Annotated in this window: 13 protein-coding genes; 6 read left to right on the top strand and 7 right to left on the bottom strand. The window is 72.4% G+C overall.

The genetic code is table 11. The features are described from left to right. Positions 1-5: 5 nt before the first annotated feature. Positions 6-773 carry an SDR family NAD(P)-dependent oxidoreductase gene (locus UK12_RS19360; RefSeq protein ID WP_045304295.1) on the bottom strand — a complete coding sequence of 256 codons (768 nt, stop codon included), beginning with the start codon at positions 771-773 and terminating at the stop codon, positions 6-8. Between the two features lie 120 nt (positions 774-893). Continuing rightward, positions 894-2324, bottom strand: coding sequence for an MFS transporter (locus UK12_RS19355; protein ID WP_045304294.1), 1431 nt, complete (start codon positions 2322-2324; stop codon positions 894-896). Positions 2325-2541: 217 nt separating this feature from the next. Here UK12_RS19355 and UK12_RS19350 point away from each other — a divergent pair, with 217 nt between their 5' ends. After that, the gene (locus UK12_RS19350) at positions 2542-3435 is read left to right on the top strand and encodes a helix-turn-helix transcriptional regulator (RefSeq protein ID WP_045304293.1); all 894 of its coding nucleotides are present in this window, start codon (positions 2542-2544) and stop codon (positions 3433-3435) included. A gap of 35 nt (positions 3436-3470) precedes the next feature. Here UK12_RS19350 and UK12_RS19345 read toward each other — a convergent pair whose 3' ends face one another. The 4 genes from UK12_RS19345 to malQ all read right to left on the bottom strand — a co-directional run bounded on the left by UK12_RS19345 (position 3471) and on the right by malQ (position 8525). Continuing rightward, positions 3471-4439: a ParB/RepB/Spo0J family partition protein gene (locus tag UK12_RS19345; RefSeq protein ID WP_231591293.1), complete on the bottom strand. Its 969-nt coding sequence runs from the start codon at positions 4437-4439 to the stop codon at positions 3471-3473. A gap of 297 nt (positions 4440-4736) precedes the next feature. Then, positions 4737-5648, bottom strand: a complete 912-nt coding sequence (galU, locus tag UK12_RS19340) for a UTP--glucose-1-phosphate uridylyltransferase GalU (protein ID WP_045304291.1) — start codon at positions 5646-5648, stop codon at positions 4737-4739. A 495-nt stretch (positions 5649-6143) separates the two neighbouring features. Then, positions 6144-6374 (bottom strand): hypothetical protein, encoded by a 231-nt coding sequence (locus tag UK12_RS19335; RefSeq protein ID WP_045304290.1) that lies wholly within the window; start codon positions 6372-6374, stop codon positions 6144-6146. 21 nt (positions 6375-6395) lie between these two features. Then, entirely contained in the window at positions 6396-8525 is a 2130-nt protein-coding gene (gene malQ / locus UK12_RS19330) for a 4-alpha-glucanotransferase (protein ID WP_052682000.1), read from the bottom strand. A gap of 467 nt (positions 8526-8992) precedes the next feature. Between malQ and UK12_RS19325 the strand changes: the two genes are divergently transcribed. Next, entirely contained in the window at positions 8993-12826 is a 3834-nt protein-coding gene (locus UK12_RS19325) for a beta-N-acetylglucosaminidase domain-containing protein (protein WP_052681999.1), read from the top strand. A 162-nt stretch (positions 12827-12988) separates the two neighbouring features. On the opposite strand, the gene UK12_RS19320 is transcribed toward UK12_RS19325, so the two are convergent. Beyond that, positions 12989-13624, bottom strand: coding sequence for an HNH endonuclease (locus tag UK12_RS19320; protein ID WP_045304289.1), 636 nt, complete (start codon positions 13622-13624; stop codon positions 12989-12991). Positions 13625-13933: 309 nt separating this feature from the next. Here UK12_RS19320 and UK12_RS19315 point away from each other — a divergent pair, with 309 nt between their 5' ends. From UK12_RS19315 to UK12_RS19300, 4 genes are all read left to right on the top strand, one after another. Then, on the top strand, positions 13934-15055 hold the full coding sequence (locus tag UK12_RS19315) for a mechanosensitive ion channel family protein (protein WP_231591292.1): 1122 nt from the start codon (positions 13934-13936) through the stop codon (positions 15053-15055). A gap of 211 nt (positions 15056-15266) precedes the next feature. Further along, positions 15267-16472: an ROK family transcriptional regulator gene (locus UK12_RS19310; protein WP_197084994.1), complete on the top strand. Its 1206-nt coding sequence runs from the start codon at positions 15267-15269 to the stop codon at positions 16470-16472. 94 nt (positions 16473-16566) lie between these two features. After that, positions 16567-17916 (top strand): extracellular solute-binding protein, encoded by a 1350-nt coding sequence (locus tag UK12_RS19305; RefSeq protein ID WP_045304288.1) that lies wholly within the window; start codon positions 16567-16569, stop codon positions 17914-17916. Position 17917: 1 nt separating this feature from the next. After that, on the top strand, positions 17918-18877 hold the full coding sequence (locus UK12_RS19300; protein ID WP_045304287.1) for a carbohydrate ABC transporter permease: 960 nt from the start codon (positions 17918-17920) through the stop codon (positions 18875-18877). Position 18878: the final 1 nt, after the last annotated feature.

Below are 18878 nucleotides of genomic sequence, written 5' to 3'. Positions count from 1 at the left end.
GCCTGTCAGATCTGGCGCAGGGCGCCGCCGTCCACCGACCACTCGGCCCCGGTCACCTGCCCCGCCAGTGGGGAGAGCAGGTAGGCGACGATCCTGGCGACGTCCTCGGCCGTGCCGATCCGCCCGCTCGGCAGGCGGCGGACGTCCTGGACGAAGTGCCGCACGGCCTCCTCGGCGGGCAGCGCGAAGCGCTCGGCGAGCTGCTCGGTGAAGCCGCCCGGCGCGTCCCACAGCGCGGTGCGGGTCGGCCCGGGCGAGACGACGTTGGAGCGGACGCCGCGGGAACCGAACTCGGCGGCAAGGGACTTGGAGACCGACAGCACCGCCGTCTTGCTCGCCGCGTAGTCGACCATCGGGAAGTCCGGGAACCTGGCCGCCTCGCTGGCCACATGGACGATGCTGCCGCCCTGTTCGAGCAGCGCGGGCAGCGCGGCCCGGGTGATCCGGAGCGCGGCGAACAGGTTCAGCTCGAAGGTGGCCTTCCACTGCTCGTCGGTGACCTCCAGGAAGCCGGTCCTGGAGGTCAGCGCGCCGACGTTGTTGACCAGCCCGTCCAGCCGGCCGTGCCGCTCCAGTACGGCGTCCAGGATGCGCCGCTCGGCGCCGGGCTCGGTGACGTCGGCAGCGATGCCGGGGATGTCGTCCGGCAGGCCCCGGCGGGCGACCCCGACCACCGAGGCGCCTTCGGCCGTCAGCAGCCGGGCGGTTGCCGCGCCGATCCCGGCGGAGGCGCCGGTGACCAGGAAGACCCGGTCCTTGAGTTCGAGATCCATGGTTGAGCTCCTCTGCGGAGAACGGGGGAAGCACGTGGAACGGTGGCGATGCCCGGACGGGCACCGCCACCGAGGTGGGGAGGAGGGGCAGATCCTGCTGCCCGCGCTCCGGACAGCCGGTCAGACCTGCTGCTTCTTGCGCAGGAAGACCGCCGCCAGCACCGCTCCGACCGCCACGATCAGTGCGTTGACCAGGACTGCGGTGCTGACACCGCCGAGGATCGCGTCCGCGCCGGCGGTCGCACCGATCCCCGCGGTGGCGATGGCGCTCATGATCGGCGTGCCCATCGTGATGCCGATCTGCTGGGTCATGGTGGCCACACCGGTCGCCATGCCCTGGTCGGCGTCGGGCAGACCGGAGGTCGCCGTCACCATGAAGCCGACGATCACCAGCATGTTGCCGACACCGCCGACGAAGGTGGCGAGCAGCAGCAGCCACATCCAGCTGCGGTTGTCACCGAGCCCGAGCAGCGCCGCCGTGGCGACGGCCTGGATGATGCCGCCGACCACCAGCGTCGAGGTGGTACCGATCTTTCCGATCACCCGGGCCGCGGTGACACCGCCGACGACGGTGCCCAGGCCCAGGACGGCGAAGGACAGACCCGCCGCGAGCGGCGAGAAGCCGAGCACCTTCTGCAGGTACAGGGTCATCAGGAAGACCAGCGAGGTCTCGGTCACGAAGGCGATGAGCCCTGCGAGGTTGCCCCAGATGACGGTGCGTCGGTGCAGGATCCGCACCGGCACCAGCGGCTGGGCGGCGCCCTTCTCGATGAAGTAGAACGCGACCAGCAGGACCACGCCGATCGCCAGGCCGACCAGGGCGGTGACGTCGCCGAAACCGTGCTCGCCGGCCGTGGTCAGACCGTACACCAGGGCGAGCAGACCGACGGTGACGGACAGTGCGCCGGGGATGTCCAGCTTGGCGCGTGCGTCGCCGCGGCTCTCCTTGAGCACCGCCGGTGCGATGAACAGGACCACCAGCGCGACCGGCACGTTGATGAAGAACGCCCACCGCCAGCTGAGCAGGTCGGTGAGGATGCCGCCGAGGATGGCGCCGGTGGTGAAACCGGCCGACATCAGCGCGCCGTTGAGGCCCAGCGCCTTGTCGCGCAGCGGGCCCTCGGGGAACGAGGAGGTCAGCAGGGAGAGACCGGCCGGGGTGACGGCGGCGGTGGCCAGGCCCTGGGCGACCCGGGCGATCAGCAGCATCTCCGGGTTCACCGCGAGGCCGCCGACCAGCGAGGACGCGCCCAGCACGGCCAGGCCGACCATGAACAGCCGACGGCGCCCGACCAGGTCGGCGATCCGGCCGAACAGCAGCGTGAAGCCGGCCGCGGCCAGCGCGAAGGCGGTGGCGATCCACTGCAGGTTGGCCAGCGAGAAGCCGAGGCCGCGACCGATCACCGGCAGGGCGACGTTCAGGATCGAGAAGTCCACGGCCAGCATGAACTGGGCGACCAGCAGCACGACCAGCGTGAGCCGTAGCTTCCCGGTCAGGCGTTCAGGTGCCGCCGATGGCGTGGCGGCCGACACCTCGTCAAGTGTGGTCATGGTCGAACTCCTTCGTGGATCAGGACGGTTGGCGGGGGACGGGGGTGACCCGATGCGGCGGAAGCCGACGCGACGAGATCAGTCTGCGAACGCGCGGAGGGGGCAGCCAGGCCCTTGGTCTGCATAGGCACCGGGTGCGTAGGGCCGCGGTTCCTACCATTGGCAGGGTCACCCTCGGTCCGGTCCGGCCCGGGCCGGAGCGGGGATACTCGATCTCATGGACACTCCCACTGAGTTAGGTGAATTCCTTCGGACCAGGCGGGCCCGGCTGCTGCCCGAGGACGTCGGGCTGGTCTCGTACGGCGCTCGGCGGCGCGTGCCCGGACTGCGCCGCGAGGAACTGGCCCAGCTGGCCGGAGTGAGCGCCGCGTACTACACCCGGCTGGAGCAGGGGCAGAGCAGCAACGCCTCCGAGGCGGTGCTGGACGCGCTCGCCCGCGCCCTGCGGCTGAGCGACGACGAGCACGCCCACCTGCGCAACCTCGCCCGCCCCAGCCGGGCCAAGCGCCGGCCGCCGGAGCGCCCGGAGTGCGTACGGCCGGCCACCAAGCAGCTCATCGCGGCGATGGACGGCGTGCCGGTCCTGGTCATGGACCGGCGCAGTGACGTGCTGGCCTGGAACGCGATGGGCCACGCGCTGGTCGCCGGTCACCTGGACCCGAACGCCCCGGACCGGCCGGCCGACCGCCCGAACCTCCAGCGGATGCTGTTCCTCGACCCGCACACCCGCGAGCTCTACCCGGACTGGGAGGAGGAGGCCCGGCGCGCCGTGTCCTCGCTGCGGCTGGTGGCCGGGCGCCACGCGGACGACCGCAGGCTGGCCGAGCTCATCGGTGAACTGCTCATGAAGAGCGCGGACTTCGCGACGCTCTGGTCGCGGCACCCGGTGCGCAACTGCATCTCGGGCGTGAAGTCGCTGCACCACCCGGTGGTCGGGGCGATGGAGCTGGACTTCGAGACGCTGCGGGTGGCGGACGAGTCGGGGCACTGGATGCTGCTGTTCAGCGCCGGTCCGAGCTCGCCGGGCGAGGCCGGCCTGCGCCTGCTGCGCGAGGTGGTCGGCCGCGAGCGGACCCCCGCCCCCCTCAACTCCCCGGTGCACGCCGGATAGCACCGCCGGGACCGGTGTCGCAGGTCCGTACCCGCTCACGCGCGCCTCTCGATCCGGGCGGCGAACTCCCGCCAGGCTTCAGCGCATTCGGCCGCGGCGGCCAGCACCGCCTCGGTGCAGTGCGTGGGTACGGACTCCAGGATCTCCTCCCACTGCGCCGGGGGCAGCGACCGTACGAACAGCAGGCGCAGCAGCAGGCGGCCGTTCTCGTTCAGCCGCAGCGACGGGTCCCGGTACAGGCTTCTGACCAGCTCGGCTCTGCGTACTCCCGCCGGTCTGAGTCCGCCGGCGGCCCGCTCCTGGATCTCGGCCCCGCCCTTGACGCCGGTGCCGACCGCGACGATCCCGGCCTTGGTGTCGGCCCTCGCACCGGCGTTGGCCTTGGACACGCTCCCCATCGGCACCGGGTCCTCGCCGCGGCGCAGCCGGGCCCGGACGTCCCGGACCGTCCCGGGTGAGATCCCGGCCTTGTGCGCGATCTCCCGCAGTGAGGCCTCCGGGGAGTCGGTGATCAGCTGTCCGGCCAGCCTGCGGGCGTCCGAGCTGTCCAGCGGCCTGACCCGGCCGTCGCGGCCGATCCGCTTCTCCGGCACGGCCCCGCCGGGGGATCCGGGCCAGGTCTCCCGGCGGCGCAGGGCGGCCACGGTCTTGGCTGCCAGGCCGGTGACCGCGCCGATGGTGCCGTCGGACCAGTCGGGATGGCCGCCCAGGATGCGGATCGCGGCCGCCCGGCGGTCGGCCGCGCTGAGCGGGAGGCCGTGAGCGCTGTTGGCCCGCACGGCCAGGACGAAGGCGTCCTCCACGTCACCTTCGAAGAACCGGGCCTCGATCTCGCGGTCGCCGCGCAGCAGGGCCGCACGCACCCGGTGCACACCGTCGATGACCCGCATCGTCGGGTAGTGCACGATGATCGGCGGCAGGACCTGCTCCGATTCGGCGAGCAGTCGGGTGTGCTCCGGGTTCTCCCCCGTGCTGCGGGGCGAGTCGGCGGGCCGCAACGTCACGACCGGTACGCGGCGGACGGGCCCCAGTGCCGCCTCGCCGTCCTGAACTGTGTGCCCTCCGCGAACTGCTAAGGAATCCATGCTCAGCGGCCTCTCTACCGACACCTGCGACGCCTGCCGACACCGGGCGACGGCGCCTGGCGCCGTCGGGCATCACAGCAAAAACAAACCTTCCGTTAGGTATGTAAATTAGTGGCTCGGCGGCCCAACTCGCAATGAAGCAACCGGGCGTGAGCCCGGCCCGAGGGGGGTGTGCGACCAGGGTGTTTTCCCTGGTTGCACACCCCCCTCGGGCGATCAGGACACCAGGTCGGGCGTCCGCAGCTCGGTATCGACGAACTCGCGCAGCCAGTTTCGGAAGTCCGCGCCCAGATCCTCCCGCTCGCAGGCCAGCCTGACCGTGGTGCGCAGGAAGTCCGCGCGGTCACCGGTGTCGTACCTGCGGCCGCCGAAGACCACCCCGTGCACCCGACCCTGCTGCGCCAGCACCCTCAGCGCATCGGTGAGCTGGATCTCCCCACCCCGTCCTGGAGCGGTCTGCGCCAGCACCCCGAACACCTCCGGATCCAGCACATAGCGCCCGATCACCGCGTACGTACTGGGGGCGAACGCCGGCTCGGGCTTCTCCACCAGGTCGGCGACGCCCACCACCCCGTGCTCGGCGGTCGACCGCACCGCGGCACTCCCGTAGAGGTGGATCTTCTCCAGCGGGACCTCCATCAGCGCGACCACACTGCCGCCCAGACGCGCCTGGACCTCGATCATGCGAGCCAGCAGTAAGTCCCGCGGGTCGATCAGGTCGTCGCCGAGGAGCACCGCGAACGGCTCGTTCCCGACATGCGAGGCGGCACAGAGCACCGCGTGGCCGAGCCCGCGCGGATCGCCCTGCCGGACGTAGTGGATGTCGGCCAGCGAGGTCGGCTCGCACACCCGGGCCAGTCGGTCGGTGTCGCCCTTGCGGTGCAGCAGGTCCTCGAGCTCGTAGTTGCGGTCGAAGTGGTCCTCCAGCGGCCGCTTGTTGCGGCCGGTCACCATCAGCACGTCCAGCAGGCCCGCCGACACCGCCTCCTCCACGACGTACTGGATCGCCGGTTTGTCCACGACCGGCAGCATTTCCTTCGGGGTGGCCTTGGTCGCCGGCAGAAAGCGAGTTCCGAGACCTGCCACCGGAATTACGGCCTTGTTCAGTCTGGGCTGGTTCAGAGTCATGCCGATGACAGTAACCACAGCCCGCAGAAGAGTTGAAGAGCCCGTTCGAAATACCCAGGCCACAGGGGCGTCGACACCGGTCTGAATTTCGGCAAAATATTTGATTATAACCAGAGGAATGGTTGTCAAAATTCCCACGGAAAGGACCGGACGTGAATTCCTCGGGCCGTGACGGCCGGGCCCGAGCAGGGCGCCAGGATCCGGGCGGCCGTCGGACCTGCCGGGGGCCGGTCATTTCCGGGGCGTGTTCGTTCCCGGCTTCGGCAGGCCCGCAGGAGCATTCCTCGGTTTCCGCCCCGGAACGCGCGGGAATTCGGCGGGAATCGCCCTACCGGACTGACGTCGGAATGTGCAACAATCCGCCGCCGGCCCGGGACGCGGCATCCCTGGCGCATGACCTCTCCGGGCGCCGGAACAGCCTGCGGTGCGCACGCCGAAACGCCGCCGGGGGCAGAGCCCCCGGCGGCGTTTCGCGATGTCGTGGTCCGGCTGCGACTACTTCTTCTTGCCCTTGCCGAGCGAGGGGAGCATGACCAGCCCGGCGATGATCGCGAAGAGCACCAACGGGGCCAGCACGAAAAGGCCGAGGGTCTGGGCCACGCTCAGACCGGAGCCCGGGTTGTCGCCGTCGTCCCGGGTCACGGCCATGGCGGGCGACGACATCAGCATCATCAGCGTGGCCGCTGCGGTGACCGCACCAGCGCGCAAAGCGTTCCTCTTGTCCACGTTTCCCAAGGTACCGGCCGCTTATCGGCCCTCGCGCGCCGGGGTGCGCCTTCCGAGCGCCGCCGCGAGTGCCGCCACCAGCCGCCCGGTTCCGGGCGCTGCGGCGAGCTGGTCGAGGGTGACCGGCTGACCTTCCCGATCGGCCACCGGGAGGCGCCAGTTGGGGTACTGGTCCCAGGTCCCGGGCAGGTTCTGCGGGCGCGGATCGCCGACCGCGTCCGGCAGCCAGACCCCGACCAGTTCGGCGGGGGTGGCGGCCAGGAAGCCGTACAGCGCCTCGGGGGTGAGCGCCTCCCCCGCCCCGAGCAGCCCGGCCCGGGTCAGCTCGGCGCGCCACTCGGCCAGTTCGTGCGCCGCCTCGGCCTGCTCCTCGCCGAGCGGGCGGAGCAGCAGGCCGAGCCGGTGCCGCAGCTCGACGTGCTCACCGCTGAGCCGGGCCTCGGTGCTCGGCAGGTCATGGGTGGTGAGGGTGGCCAGGCAGGCGGCGCGCCAGTGCTCGGGGGGCAGGATGGCGCCCTTGTGCCGCCAGTCCCGCTCGAACCAGAGCACCGAGGTGCCGAGGATCCCGCGCGTCGCCAGCTCCTCCCGCACCCCGGGCTCGACCGTGCCCAGGTCCTCGCCGATCACCGCGGTACCGGCCCGGTGCGCTTCCAGGGCGAGCACCCCGAGCATCGCCTCCGCGTCGTAGCGGACGTACGCCCCCTGGGTCGGCGGATGCCCGGCCGGCACCCACCAGAGCCGGAACAGGCCCATCACATGGTCGATCCGCAGCGCCCCCGCATGCCGGGCGGACGTCCGCAGCAGCTCCGCGTAAGGGGCGTAGCCGGTGGCGGCCAGCGCGTCCGGACGCCACGGTGGCAGGCCCCAGTCCTGGCCGTGCGGGCTGAACGCGTCGGGCGGGGCCCCGACCGAGATGCCCTCGGCGAGGACGTCCTGGAGCGCCCAGGCGTCGGCGCCCTCCGGATGCACCCCGACCGCGAGATCGTGGATCAGCCCGATCGGCATGCCCGCCCGCTCGGCGGCGCCCTGCGCGGCGCCGAGCTGCTCGTCCACCAGCCAGGCCAGCCAGCGGTGGAACTCGACTCCCTCCGCGTGCTCGACCCGCGCGACGGTGACGTGCGGACTGTCCGGACGGCGCAGGCCCTTCGGCCAGCTGCGCCAGTCACTGCCGTGGACGTCGGCCAGCGCACACCAGGTGGCGTACTGCTCCAACCACTCGCCCTCGCGCCGGACGAACGCCCGGAACGCGGCCTCCCGGCCGACCCCGCGCGGCACCCGGTGCAGGATCTCCAGCGCCTCGCGCTTGAGCGCCCAGACCCCGTCCCGGTCGATCAGCCCGTCGTGCCGCAGCACCTCGTCGCGCAACCGGGCCGCACGGGCCGGGAGTTCACCGAGATCGGCGTAGGCGAACTCGGGTACCGCCTCGATCCGCAGGTGCACCGGGTCGGCGAAGCGGCGCGAGGACGGCCGGTAGGGCGAAGGGTCGGAGGGCACACCGGGACGTCCTGCGTGCAGCGGGTTGATCTGCAGGAATCCCGCGCCGAGCGCGCTGCCGGACCAACTCGCCAACTCGGCCAGGTCCCCCAGGTCACCCATCCCCCAGGAGCGCTCCGAGAGCACCGAGTACAGCTGCGCCAGGAAGCCCCAGCTGCGGCCCGTCGGCTCGGGCACCCGCTGCGGCGCCACGATCAGCGCGGCGCTCTCCTCCCTCCCGGCCAGGCGCACCGTCAACCGGTGCCGCCCGAGCGGGAGATCGGCGGGCAGCCAGTGCGAACGTGCGGGGCGCAGCGTCCACACCCCGCCGTCCTCCAGCGCGAGGCTCAGCTGCGCCTCGGCCGGCACGTCCAGTGCCGTCCGCCGCCCGGACCGCACCACCACGCACGGCGGCAGCAACCGCTCCGCCACCTGGGCGCGGTGACGCTCCGACGACTGCCGCACCGCCTCCGGCGTCCGGGCGTCCACTCCGAGCGCGGCGAGCACCGCCACCAGCGTGTGCGCCGCCACCGTCACCGGCCCACTGCCGGGGTCGTACGTACTGTCCACCCCGTACGCGTGCGCCAGCGCCGCCAACTCCGGTGGCGGGGGCGGGGCGTCCTCGGCGGGGGCCTGCGAGCTGCCGGCTGCTGCGGCACTGTCGAGATAAGCGGCCACTCTTGCACTCCTGCGGGTCCAGAAGGCGGTTCGGACCCCCCAGTCCTACCCGCGCCCACCCCGGCCGACCCCGTACGACACGACCGGCCCCAATCACCGGACGGGTGAACTTGCCCCGCCCGCCCCGTCAGGAGCGCCTCGCCCGTCCACCGGCCGACGGACCCACCTGCGGCTCCGGTGCCGCAGCGACACCGGTACAGCGGTGAACCGACCACGGTAACCCGGCTGAGCGGTGGCCAGGAACCGTGGCGCACCGACGGCGTCGCGGGCCGCTGCGGCGCCCGCACCGGGTTGTTGGTCGGAAGGGGAATGTAGGGGACATATCATCTATACCCACCAGCCACGTTGACACCGGCCCGGGTAGCTGGTGGGGTGTGCGGCGGGTGGGGTCGAGCGTGGCAGGACCGGCTGGGAGTGTGCGGGAACCGGGCCGGTGAACTGGGGTTTTCGGGTGCAAGGAGGCTGCTGTGCAGGCGCGGGTTTCGGAATTCGCGGGACGGCAGCTGAGGCAGCGGATCGAGCACGGCACGGCCCTGCGTGAGGTGTTGCAGCACCCGGCCGCGCTGGCCGCGCGCCGGGCGACGGCGCGTACCGCGCGGCAGCTGGCGCCGAAGACGGCGGACCGGCTGATCGCGGATCTCAAGGGGACGGAACCGCTGCTCCCCTCGGTGCGCGCCGAGCGACGGACCGTCAGCGGCACCGGGCGCCTGGTCGGCCACCGCCGGACCGCGCTGCAGATCGCGGCGACGCTGTCGGCCGCCGCCGTGGTGGGCGGCCTGCTGATCGGCTCGCCCGCCTACGCCAACGCTCCGCAGGAGCAGGCGGCGGTCAGCAGCGCCCAGCAGGTCCGGCTCGGCACGGTGACCGATCCCCAGGTCTATCCGCGGCCGCAGGAGCTGCACACCGGCGGACGGCCTGTCAGCGTTCCCAGGAGCGTGGTCCTGGTCGCCGCCGCCGATGCCGACGGGCCGGCCCTGGACGCCGTCCGGGAGGTGCTCAGCTCCGCCGGGGCCGCCGAGATCACCACCATGGCCCCGCAGACCCCGGCCGCCGGTTCGCTGGTGGTGTACGTCGGCGGCCCCGCCGAGGGCGCCGACGGCACGACCGAGCGGCTGCTGCGCGACCTCGCCACAGCGGCGAGCCCGGCGGGCACTGCGGGTCCGGCCGCAGCGGCCGCCGCCGTCCCGTCGTTCGTCGGGCTGCCCAGCGGCGGCTACCTGCTGGCGGCCGGCCAGCTGCCGACCGCCGCCGGCGGGACGTACGGCGCCGTGGTGCTCGCCGGGGCGGACAAGGTCGGGACGTTCAACGCCGCGCAGAGCCTGCGCCAGCTGCTCGCCCCCATCCCCGCCGGGCAGGGCCAGGGCGACGGCGCCGAGGGCTTCCCGGCCGTCGGCATCCGGGACTGGCCGAGCGGTGCACCCGTGCGCGGCATCGCCGAGTCCTTCTACGGCACCCCGTGGACCACCGACCAGCGGCTGAGCCAGCTGGACTTCCTCGGCCGCAGCAAGCAGAACTTCTACCTCTACGCCCCCGGCGGCGACCCGTACCGGCTCTCCCGGTGGCGGGAGGCGTACCCCGAGGCGCAGGCCGCCGACCTGCGGCAGCTGGCGGACCGGGCCCGGCGCAACCACGTCACGCTCGGCTACTCGATCGACCCGGGCCAGTCGTTCTGCTTCAGCTCCGACCGGGACGTGGACGCGCTGGTGGCCAAGCTGGACGGGCTGCGGGAGATCGGGTTCGGCGCGCTCCAGCTGCAGTTCCTGGACGTCAGCTACGACGAGTGGCACTGCACGATCGACCGGAAGAACTTCGGCAAGGGCCCGGCCGCCGCCGCCAAGGCGCAGGCCCAGGTGGTCGCCAAGGTGCAGGACCGGCTGATGGCCAAGCACCCCGAGCTGGCCCCGCTGTCGATCGTCCCGACCGAGTACCAGCGGGCCGGCACCAGCCCGTACCGGACGGCGCTGGCGGCCGCGCTGCCGAAGGGCGTCCAGATCGCCTGGAGCGGCGGCGCCGTGATCCCGGAGAAGATCACGGACGCGCAGACCGCCCAGGCCGTGGCCCAGGGGGGCGGCCACCCGCTGATGACGCTGGACAGCTACCCGGTCAACGACTCCACCCCGGACCGGCTGTACCTCGGCAGCTACACCGGGCGCGACCCGGGCGTGGCGAGCCGGTCGGCCGCGCTGCTGACCTCCGCGATGAGCCAGCCCGTGGCCTCCCGGATCCCGCTGGCGACCGCGGCCGACTTCGCCTGGAACCCGGCCGGCTACCGTCCGGCCGACTCCTGGCAGGCCGCGCTGCGCCCGCTGGTCGGCGACGGCCCGGGCCTGGCGGCGCTCACCGCCTTGGCGGGCAACAGCGAGTCCTCCCCGATGGCCAAGACCGAATCCGGCTATCTGACACCGCTGCTGGAGAAGTTCTGGGCGGCGCTGGAGCCGAGCGCGGGCAGCCCGCCCGACCTGGCGAAGCTGCGCGACGCGGCGGCCCCGGTGCGGGACGCGTTCAGCACCATGGCCGGTGCCCAGCGCGCGCTCGCCCTGGAGGCGGTCGGCAGCGAGGCCGCGCCCTGGCTGACCCAGCTGAGCGTCTACGGCCGGGCCGGGCAGGCCGCCGTCGACATGCTGCTGGCCCAGCACAGCGGGGACGGTTCGGCCGCCTGGCAGGCCCGGGTGGAGCTGCGGCAGCTGCGCCAGCAGCTGACCCAGGGCGGGGCGACGGTCGGTTCCGGCGTCCTCGATCCGTTCCTGGACCGGGCACTGCAGTCGGCGGACAACTGGTCGGGCGTGAGCACGGGCTCGCTGACGCCGACCACCACGCTGGGGACCGCGAACGACCACGGCCCGGCGCTGATGACGGACGGCGCGGCGGACACCTTCTACTGGAGCTCCGCCCCTCCGCAGACCGGAGACTCGGTCGGGGTCAGCCTCGGCGCCGGACGGCCGGTGGGCGAGATCACCGTGCTGATGGGTTCCTGGGGCACCGACCCCGACGCCACCAGCGCGGCCGACGACTACCTGCGCGACGGGGTCCTGGAGTACTCGACCGGCGACGGCGGCTGGAAGCAGCTGGCCAAGGTGCACAACCAGAAGAACATCACCGTCACGGCCCCGGCCGGGACGGTAGCCAAGGCGGTCCGGCTGCGGGCCACCGCCGGGCAGAAGACGGCGGTGGCGGTGCGCGAGTTCACCGTGGGAGCGCCGGGCGACACCCCGGCGACGGTCAGCGGCGGTCCGACCGCCGCACCCGGCTCCTCGCCCTCGGACGTCCTGGACGGCAACCCGGACTCCGCCTTCCGCGCGGCCAGCGCGCCGACCGCCTCCGACGCCCCGCTGGTCATCGAGCTGGGCACGGCCCGGCCGATGGACCGGGTGACGGTGCTGACCGACCCGACGGTGCGGGCCATCGCCACCGTCGAGGTGCGGCGGACCGGCGGCTGGGTGGCGATCGGCACCGCGCAGCCCGGCTACAACGAGCTGCCGGCCGGCGGTGAGAGCGCCGATGCCATCCGGCTGACCTGGGCTCCCGGCGGCGAGCCCCCCGTGGTCAACCAGGTCATCCCCTGGTACACGGACGTCCCGGCGGCCCGGCTCAGCCTGGCCGACACCGGGCTCGACGTGATCGCCGGCGCACCGGCGCCCGCGCAGACCCAGGCCGTGGTCGAGTCCGGCCGCCCGGACGGCACCACCGGTGAGCTCAAGACCGAGGTCCCGGCGGCGGCGAAGGGGCTCACGGTCACCCCGGCGGCGGCCGTCAACGTGCCGCGCGGGGGCAAGGTGGGCACCCCGCTGGTGGTGGTGGCGGCCAAGGACACCCCGTCGGGGACGTACCAGGTTCCGGTCACCTTCACGGCGGGCGGGGTGACGGTCCGCCAGGTGCTCCAGGTGCACGTGGTGCCCGCCGTCGCCGGCGCCGACCTGGCGCCCGGCGCCACGGCGAGCTCCTCGGGCGACGAGACCCCCGCCTTCCCCGCCTCCGCCGTCAACGACGGCGACCCGAAGAGCCGGTGGTCCTCGCCCGCGAAGGACGACGCCTGGGTGCAGCTGGCGCTGCCGCAGGCCGTCCGGCTGGGGTCGGCGGTGCTGCACTGGCAGGACGCCTACGCCTCCGCCTACAAGCTGCAGACCTCGCCGGACGGCGTCACCTGGACCACCGTCGCCTCGGTGGACAGTGGCAGGGGCGGGACCGAGACGATCCGGTTCGACGCCCCGGGGACCAAGTACCTGCGCATGCAGGGCGTCTCACGGGCGACCAAGTACGGGTACTCGCTCTACGGCATCGAGACGTACGCGGTGGCGCCCTGACGGGCCGTCCAGGGGCGCCACCGAGGCTTTCGGGGTGCACTCCGGTCGACGGTTCCGCCCGCCTGCCGCTGCGCAGACGGCGGGCCGCCGGCGCTCCCACTGGGGGGTGCGCCGGCGGCCCATGAGGCGTACCGGATGTCTTGGCGGGCAAGCCCTTGTCGGTCAGGCGGAGAGCGGTTCCGGTTCGGGACGCTCGCCACGGTGGACTGGGTGGACGGGGTGGGAGCGGCCCAGCGGCGCCGGGAGTGCTCCGTTCGACTCGGTATGGTCGTGGTGCTCGTACTCGCGGAACTGCTCGACCCCTCCGTACGGCTCCAGGTAGGGCCGCCAGCTCGGATCCTTGATTCCGGTGCCGATGACGCGCCAGGCCAGGCCGCTGGGCGGGGCCGGGGGACGCTTCATCCGCCAGCCCAGTTCGGTCAGGTGGCGGTCGGCTTTGGTGTGGTTGCAGCGGCGGCAGGCCGCCACGACGTTGTCCCAGCGGTGCTGACCGCCCCGGCTGCGCGGGATGACGTGGTCGACACTGGTGGCCGCGGCGCCGCAGTAGACGCAGCGCCCGTGGTCACGGGCGAACAGTGCGCGGCGGGTGAGGGGGACGGGGCCTCGGAACGGGACCCGGACGAACCGGGTCAGGCGGACGACGGACGGCGCCGGTACGACGCTGGTGGCGCTGTGCAGAGTGACTCCCGAGTCCTCCAGGCTGACCGCCTTGTGGTTGAGGACCAGGATGAGTGCCCGGCGCATGGAGACCACGCCGAGCGGCTCATAGGACGCGTTGAGGACCAGGACATGCGGCACGGATGCCTCCTTGGACGCCTGCGGCGCGTGGCTCGCGCCGGGACGAGCGGGTGATCGCGCCGTTTTCTGCCACGCGATCTCCACCAGTGTCGCCTTACGCCGTGGTAGGGCGCCACCACTCCTGTGTAACGGGTCCGATGTGGGTTCCGTCATAGCCGGTATGCCCGCGACCCGGCCCGATGCACCGGGAGGCCGCTGGTCGCGGCCGCACCGGCGGCCCCGGGCTCCTGATGGGGCGTCCGTCCGGGGGTCGCCCGGCCGCTACGCTGGACCGATCCACCGACCCCTGTTTGGAAAGAGGCTCCGCACGTGTTCCGGTCCGGTGTCACCGGCCTTCTCGCCGACGCTTCCCCCGCGGCCATCCCCAGTGCCCCTTCCTCCTCCGACCCGCTGCCCAAGCTCGACCTCAGGCTGCCGACCAGCGCGAACGAGGTCTCGACCAGCACCCGGCAGGCCGCGAGCTGGCTGGACGCCAACTGGCAGAGCTGGGTCGAGGGCGCGCTGCGGATCGTCTTCATCGTGCTCCTGGCACTGGTGCTGCGGGCCATGGTCCGCAAGCTGATCACGCAGTTGATAACGCGGATGATCCGGCACGGGGAGCACGAGGCGGACTTCGGCCGGATCGGCGGGCTGCTGGCCAACAGCGGGGTGGTGAACACCGAGCGCCGGCAGCAGCGGGCCGAGGCGATCGGCTCGGTGCTGCGCAGTGTGGCCTCGTTCAGCATTCTGGGCACGGCCGCGCTGATGGTGCTGTCCGCCCTGGGAGTGAATCTGGCGCCGCTGCTGGCCAGCGCCGGTGTCGCCGGTGTGGCGATCGGTTTCGGCGCGCGGAACCTGGTGACGGACTTCCTGTCCGGGGTCTTCATGATCATGGAGGACCAGTACGGCGTCGGGGACGAGATCGACACCGGGGTGGCCACCGGTACCGTGCTGGAGGTCGGGCTGCGGGTCACCAAGCTGCGCGGGAGCAACGGCGAGATCTGGTACATCCGCAACGGCGAGGTGAAGCGGATCGCCAATATGAGCCAGGGCTGGAGCACCGCCTCGGTGGACGTCCAGATCGCCTACCGGGAGGACCTGGAGCGGGTCGCCGAGCTGATCGCACAGACCGCCGAGCAGCTGGGCAAGGAGACCCCGTACGACGAGCTGATCTGGGGCCGGGCCAAGGTGCTGGGCGTGGAGTCGGTGGCCGCCGACTCGATGGTGCTGCGGGTCGAGGCCAGGACGTCGCCGGGCGAGTCGGCGAAGGTCGGCCGGGCGCTGCGGCAGCGGCTGAAGATCGCCTTCGACGAGGCCGGGGTGAAGCTGAAGGAGGAGCCGGTGCCCATGGTGGCCGTCCCCGCGGTGGACTCGGCCGCGCCCTCGGCGCTGGCGGACCCGAGCTCGGCGCGCTCCCTGGCCGCCAAGCCGATACCGCTGCCGCTCGACTGAGCCACCTCTTCTCGCGACCGGGCCCCGTTCACCCTGGTGGTGGACGGGGCTCCGGCGTCTCCGGTAACGCTTCGGCATCCAGCGCCCGCGCGGTCATTGACACCCTCCGGCGGCGGGACCTACGGTCCTCTCAGTGATTGGAAACTTTCCTAACAGTTAGTTCCCGCACCCCGCACAGCACCGGGCGTCGAGGACAGAGGAGGATCGGGCCGTGAACGACAAGATCCCCACCGCTTCGGCCAGGCAGACTCCGCTGGCCGGCACCCCGAGCCTGCTCCGCGCGATCAACGACCGGGCCGCACTGGAACTGCTGCTGGCCCACGGGCCGCTCTCCCGCACCCAGATCGGCGCCATGACCGGGCTCTCCAAGCCCACCGCCTCCCAGCTGCTGGCCCGGCTCGAGTCGGCCCGGCTGGTGCAGCCGATGGGCACCACGGCGGGCGGTCCCGGGCCGAACGCGCAGCTGTACCGGGTCAACCCGGCCGCCGCGTACGTCGCCGGTCTCGATGTGGACACCGCCCGGGTGCGGATCGCGGTCGCCGACATCACCGGCGCCGTCCTCGCCGAGCACACCGTGGCCACCAGGAGCTGGCCCGCGGCCGAGGCGGTGGAGCGGACGGTCGCGGCGGTGGCCGAGACGGTCCGGCTGGCCGGGCTGGCGCCGGACAGCCTGCGCGAGGTGGTGATCGGCGTGCCCGGCGCGCTGGACCCGGTCACCGGCAGGCTCCGGTACGCCTCGCACCTGCCCGGCTGGCACTCCCCCCGGCTGCTGGCCGAACTGACGGAGTCGCTCGGCACCACGGTGAGCATCGAGAACGACGTCAACCTGGCCGCGGTCGCCGAGCAGACCTCCGGCGCCGCGCAGGGCTGCGACGACTTCGTGCTGCTCTGGGCCGCCGAGGGCGTCGGCGCCGCGATCGTGCTGGCCGGGCGGCTGCACCGGGGCTTCACCGGCGGCGCGGGCGAGGTCGGCTACATGCCGGTCCCCGGCGCCCCGGTGGTCCACAACGTCCACCGGAAGAACTCCGGCGGGTTCCAGGAACTGGCCGGCGAGGAGGCGGTGCTCGCCCTGGCGGCCGAGCACGGGGTCGCCGCGCCGACCGCCGAACAGGCCATCGAACTCGCCCTGCGGACGCCCGGCGGCGGCGACGCGTTCCTGCGGACCCTGGCCGAACGGCTGGCCCTCGGACTGTCCGTGATCGTCTCCGTGGTCGACCCGGAGCTGCTGGTGCTCTCCGGCCGCACCCCGACCGCGGGCGGCGAGCGGCTGCGCGGCCTGGTCCAGGAGGCGCTGGCCCGGATCTCCATCCCCCGCCCGCAGGTGCGCTGCAGCACCGTGCCCGACTCCCCCGTCGTGCACGGCGCCCTGCAACGCGCCCTGGCCGCCGCCCGGGAGACGGCCTTCACGACGCACTGACCCGCTGTTCGCTCCCCCGCACCACCACCCACCCCCCGCGCCCGGGCCGAAGGGCGATGCCGCCTTGCCCCCGCACCCCCAGGAGGACTGACCGATGCACTCCCCGCGCCGCTCCCGCCGCACGGCCGCCGCCGTCACCGGCAGCGCCGTCCTCGCGCTCCTCGCCACCGCCTGCACCGGCACCAACTCGGCCGGGGGTACGGATGATTCGGCCTCCGGCAAGGACGTGACCATCACCTTCTGGCACGGCTGGAGCCAGGAGAACGAGACCAAGGCGATCCAGGCGAACATCGACACCTTCCAGAGGCTGCACCCCAACATCCACGTGAAGGTGGTCGGCGACATCGCCGACGACAAGAGCGAGCAGGCGCTCCGGGCCGGCGGGCCCGACGCCCCCGACGTGGTGTCCTCCTTCAGCACCGACAACGTCGGCAAGTTCTGCTCGGCGAAGGTCTGGGCGGACCTGAACCCGCTGCTGAAGAAGGACGGCATAGACCCGGCCAGGACCTTCCCCGCCGCGATGCTCAAGTACAGCCAGTTCGAGGGCAGTCAGTGCTCGCTGCCGCTGCTCGGCGACTCCTACGGGCTCTACTACAACAAGACGGCCTTCGCCGCCGCCGGGATCACCGCGCCGCCGAAGACCTTCAGCGAGTTCGACGCGGACGCGGTCAAGCTGACCGTCGCCGACGGGGACGGCTACAAGCAGCTCGGCTTCATGCCGACCTACCACGGCTACGAGTCCGCCCCCTCGCGCTACCTGGGCCAGTACGGCGCGTCCTACTTCGGCGGCGCCGGGAAGTCGAACATCGCCACCGACCCCAGGGTCGCCGCGATGTTCACCTGGCAGAAGAACCTGATCGGCAAGCTCGGCGGCTTCGACCGGCTGGAGAAGTACCGCAGCGGTTTCGGTGACGAGTACAGCGCCAAGAACCCGTTCGAGACCGGGCAGGTGGCGATGTCCATCGACGGGGAGTGGCGGACCGCCTCGATCGCCGAGGACAAGGTCTCCTTCGACTGGGCCACCGCGCCGTTCCCGGTGCCGGACGACCAGGCCGACACCTACGGGCGCGGCTACCAGACCGGCACCATCATCGGGATCGCCCGGACCAGCCGGAAGCAGGCCGCGTCCTGGGAGCTGGTCAAGTACCTGACCACCGACACCGATGCCGTGGTCGGATTCGCCAACGCGATCCACAACGTGCCCAGCACCATCGCGGCGCTCGGCTCGCCCAAGCTGGACGCCGATCCCAACTTCAGGACCTTCATCGACATCGCCAGGAACCCCGCCTCCGACACCACCCCGGCCAGCATCAACGGCGGCGCGTACCAGATCTCGATCCAGAACCTCGGCTACGCCTACGAGTCCGGCAAGCAGTCCGATCTGGCGGCCGGGCTCGCGGCCTCCGCCAAGGAGATCGACGCCGCCATCGACCAGGCGAAGTGACGTGGCAGTCGGCAGCACGGCCGTCCCTGCGGCGCTGAAGCGCAAGCACCGCCGGGAGACCGCCCGGACCCTGGCCTTCCTCTCCCCCTGGCTGATCGGCTTCGGCTTCTTCTTCGCCTACCCGCTGATCTCCACCGTCTACTTCTCCTTCATGCGGTACGACGGCTTCACCGCCCCGACCTTCAACGGCCTGAAGAACTGGGACTACGTCTTCAACCACTACCCCTTCTTCTGGCAGGGGCTGCGCAACACCCTCTGGCTGGTGGTCGTGATGGTCGCCCTGCGGGTCGCCTTCGGCCTCGGCATCGGCCTGCTGATCACCAAGCTGAAGACCGGCGTCGGCTTCTTCCGGACCGCCTTCTACCTCCCGTACCTGGCGCCGCCGGTGGCCGCCACGATGGCCTTCGCCTTCCTGCTCAACCCCGGCACCGGACCGGTCAACCACCTGCTCGGCGACCTCGGGCTGCCGCAGCCCGGCTGGTTCACCGACCCGTCCTGGTCCAAGCCGGCCCTCACCATGCTGGCGATGTGGGGCATCGGCGACCTGATGGTGATCTTCATGGCGGCACTGCTGGACGTACCGAAGGAGCAGTACGAGGCCGCCGAGCTGGACGGCGCGGGCCCCTGGCAGAAGTTCCGCTACGTGACCTACCCGAACATCTCGCCGATCGTGATGTTCGCGGTGGTCACCGGGGTGATCCAGACCATGCAGTACTACACCCAGGCGATCGTCGCCGGGAAGGTCGCCAGCGGCGTGATCGGCGGCTCGGGCCAGCAGTTCGAGCCCGGCTACCCGCACGGCTCCACCTGGACGCTGCCGCAGATGGTCTACAACCTCGGCTTCCAGCGTTTCGACACCGGCTCGGCCTGCGTGGCCGCGCTGGTCCTGTTCGCCATCTCGATGGCCGTCACCTCACTGCTGCTGCGGCGCCGAAGCGGCTTCCTGTCGAGCGAGGACTGAG

The organism is Saccharothrix sp. ST-888, assembly GCF_000955975.1.
GTDB lineage: Bacteria > Actinomycetota > Actinomycetes > Streptomycetales > Streptomycetaceae > Kitasatospora.
This window is presented reverse-complemented; position numbering and strand designations above follow the sequence as displayed.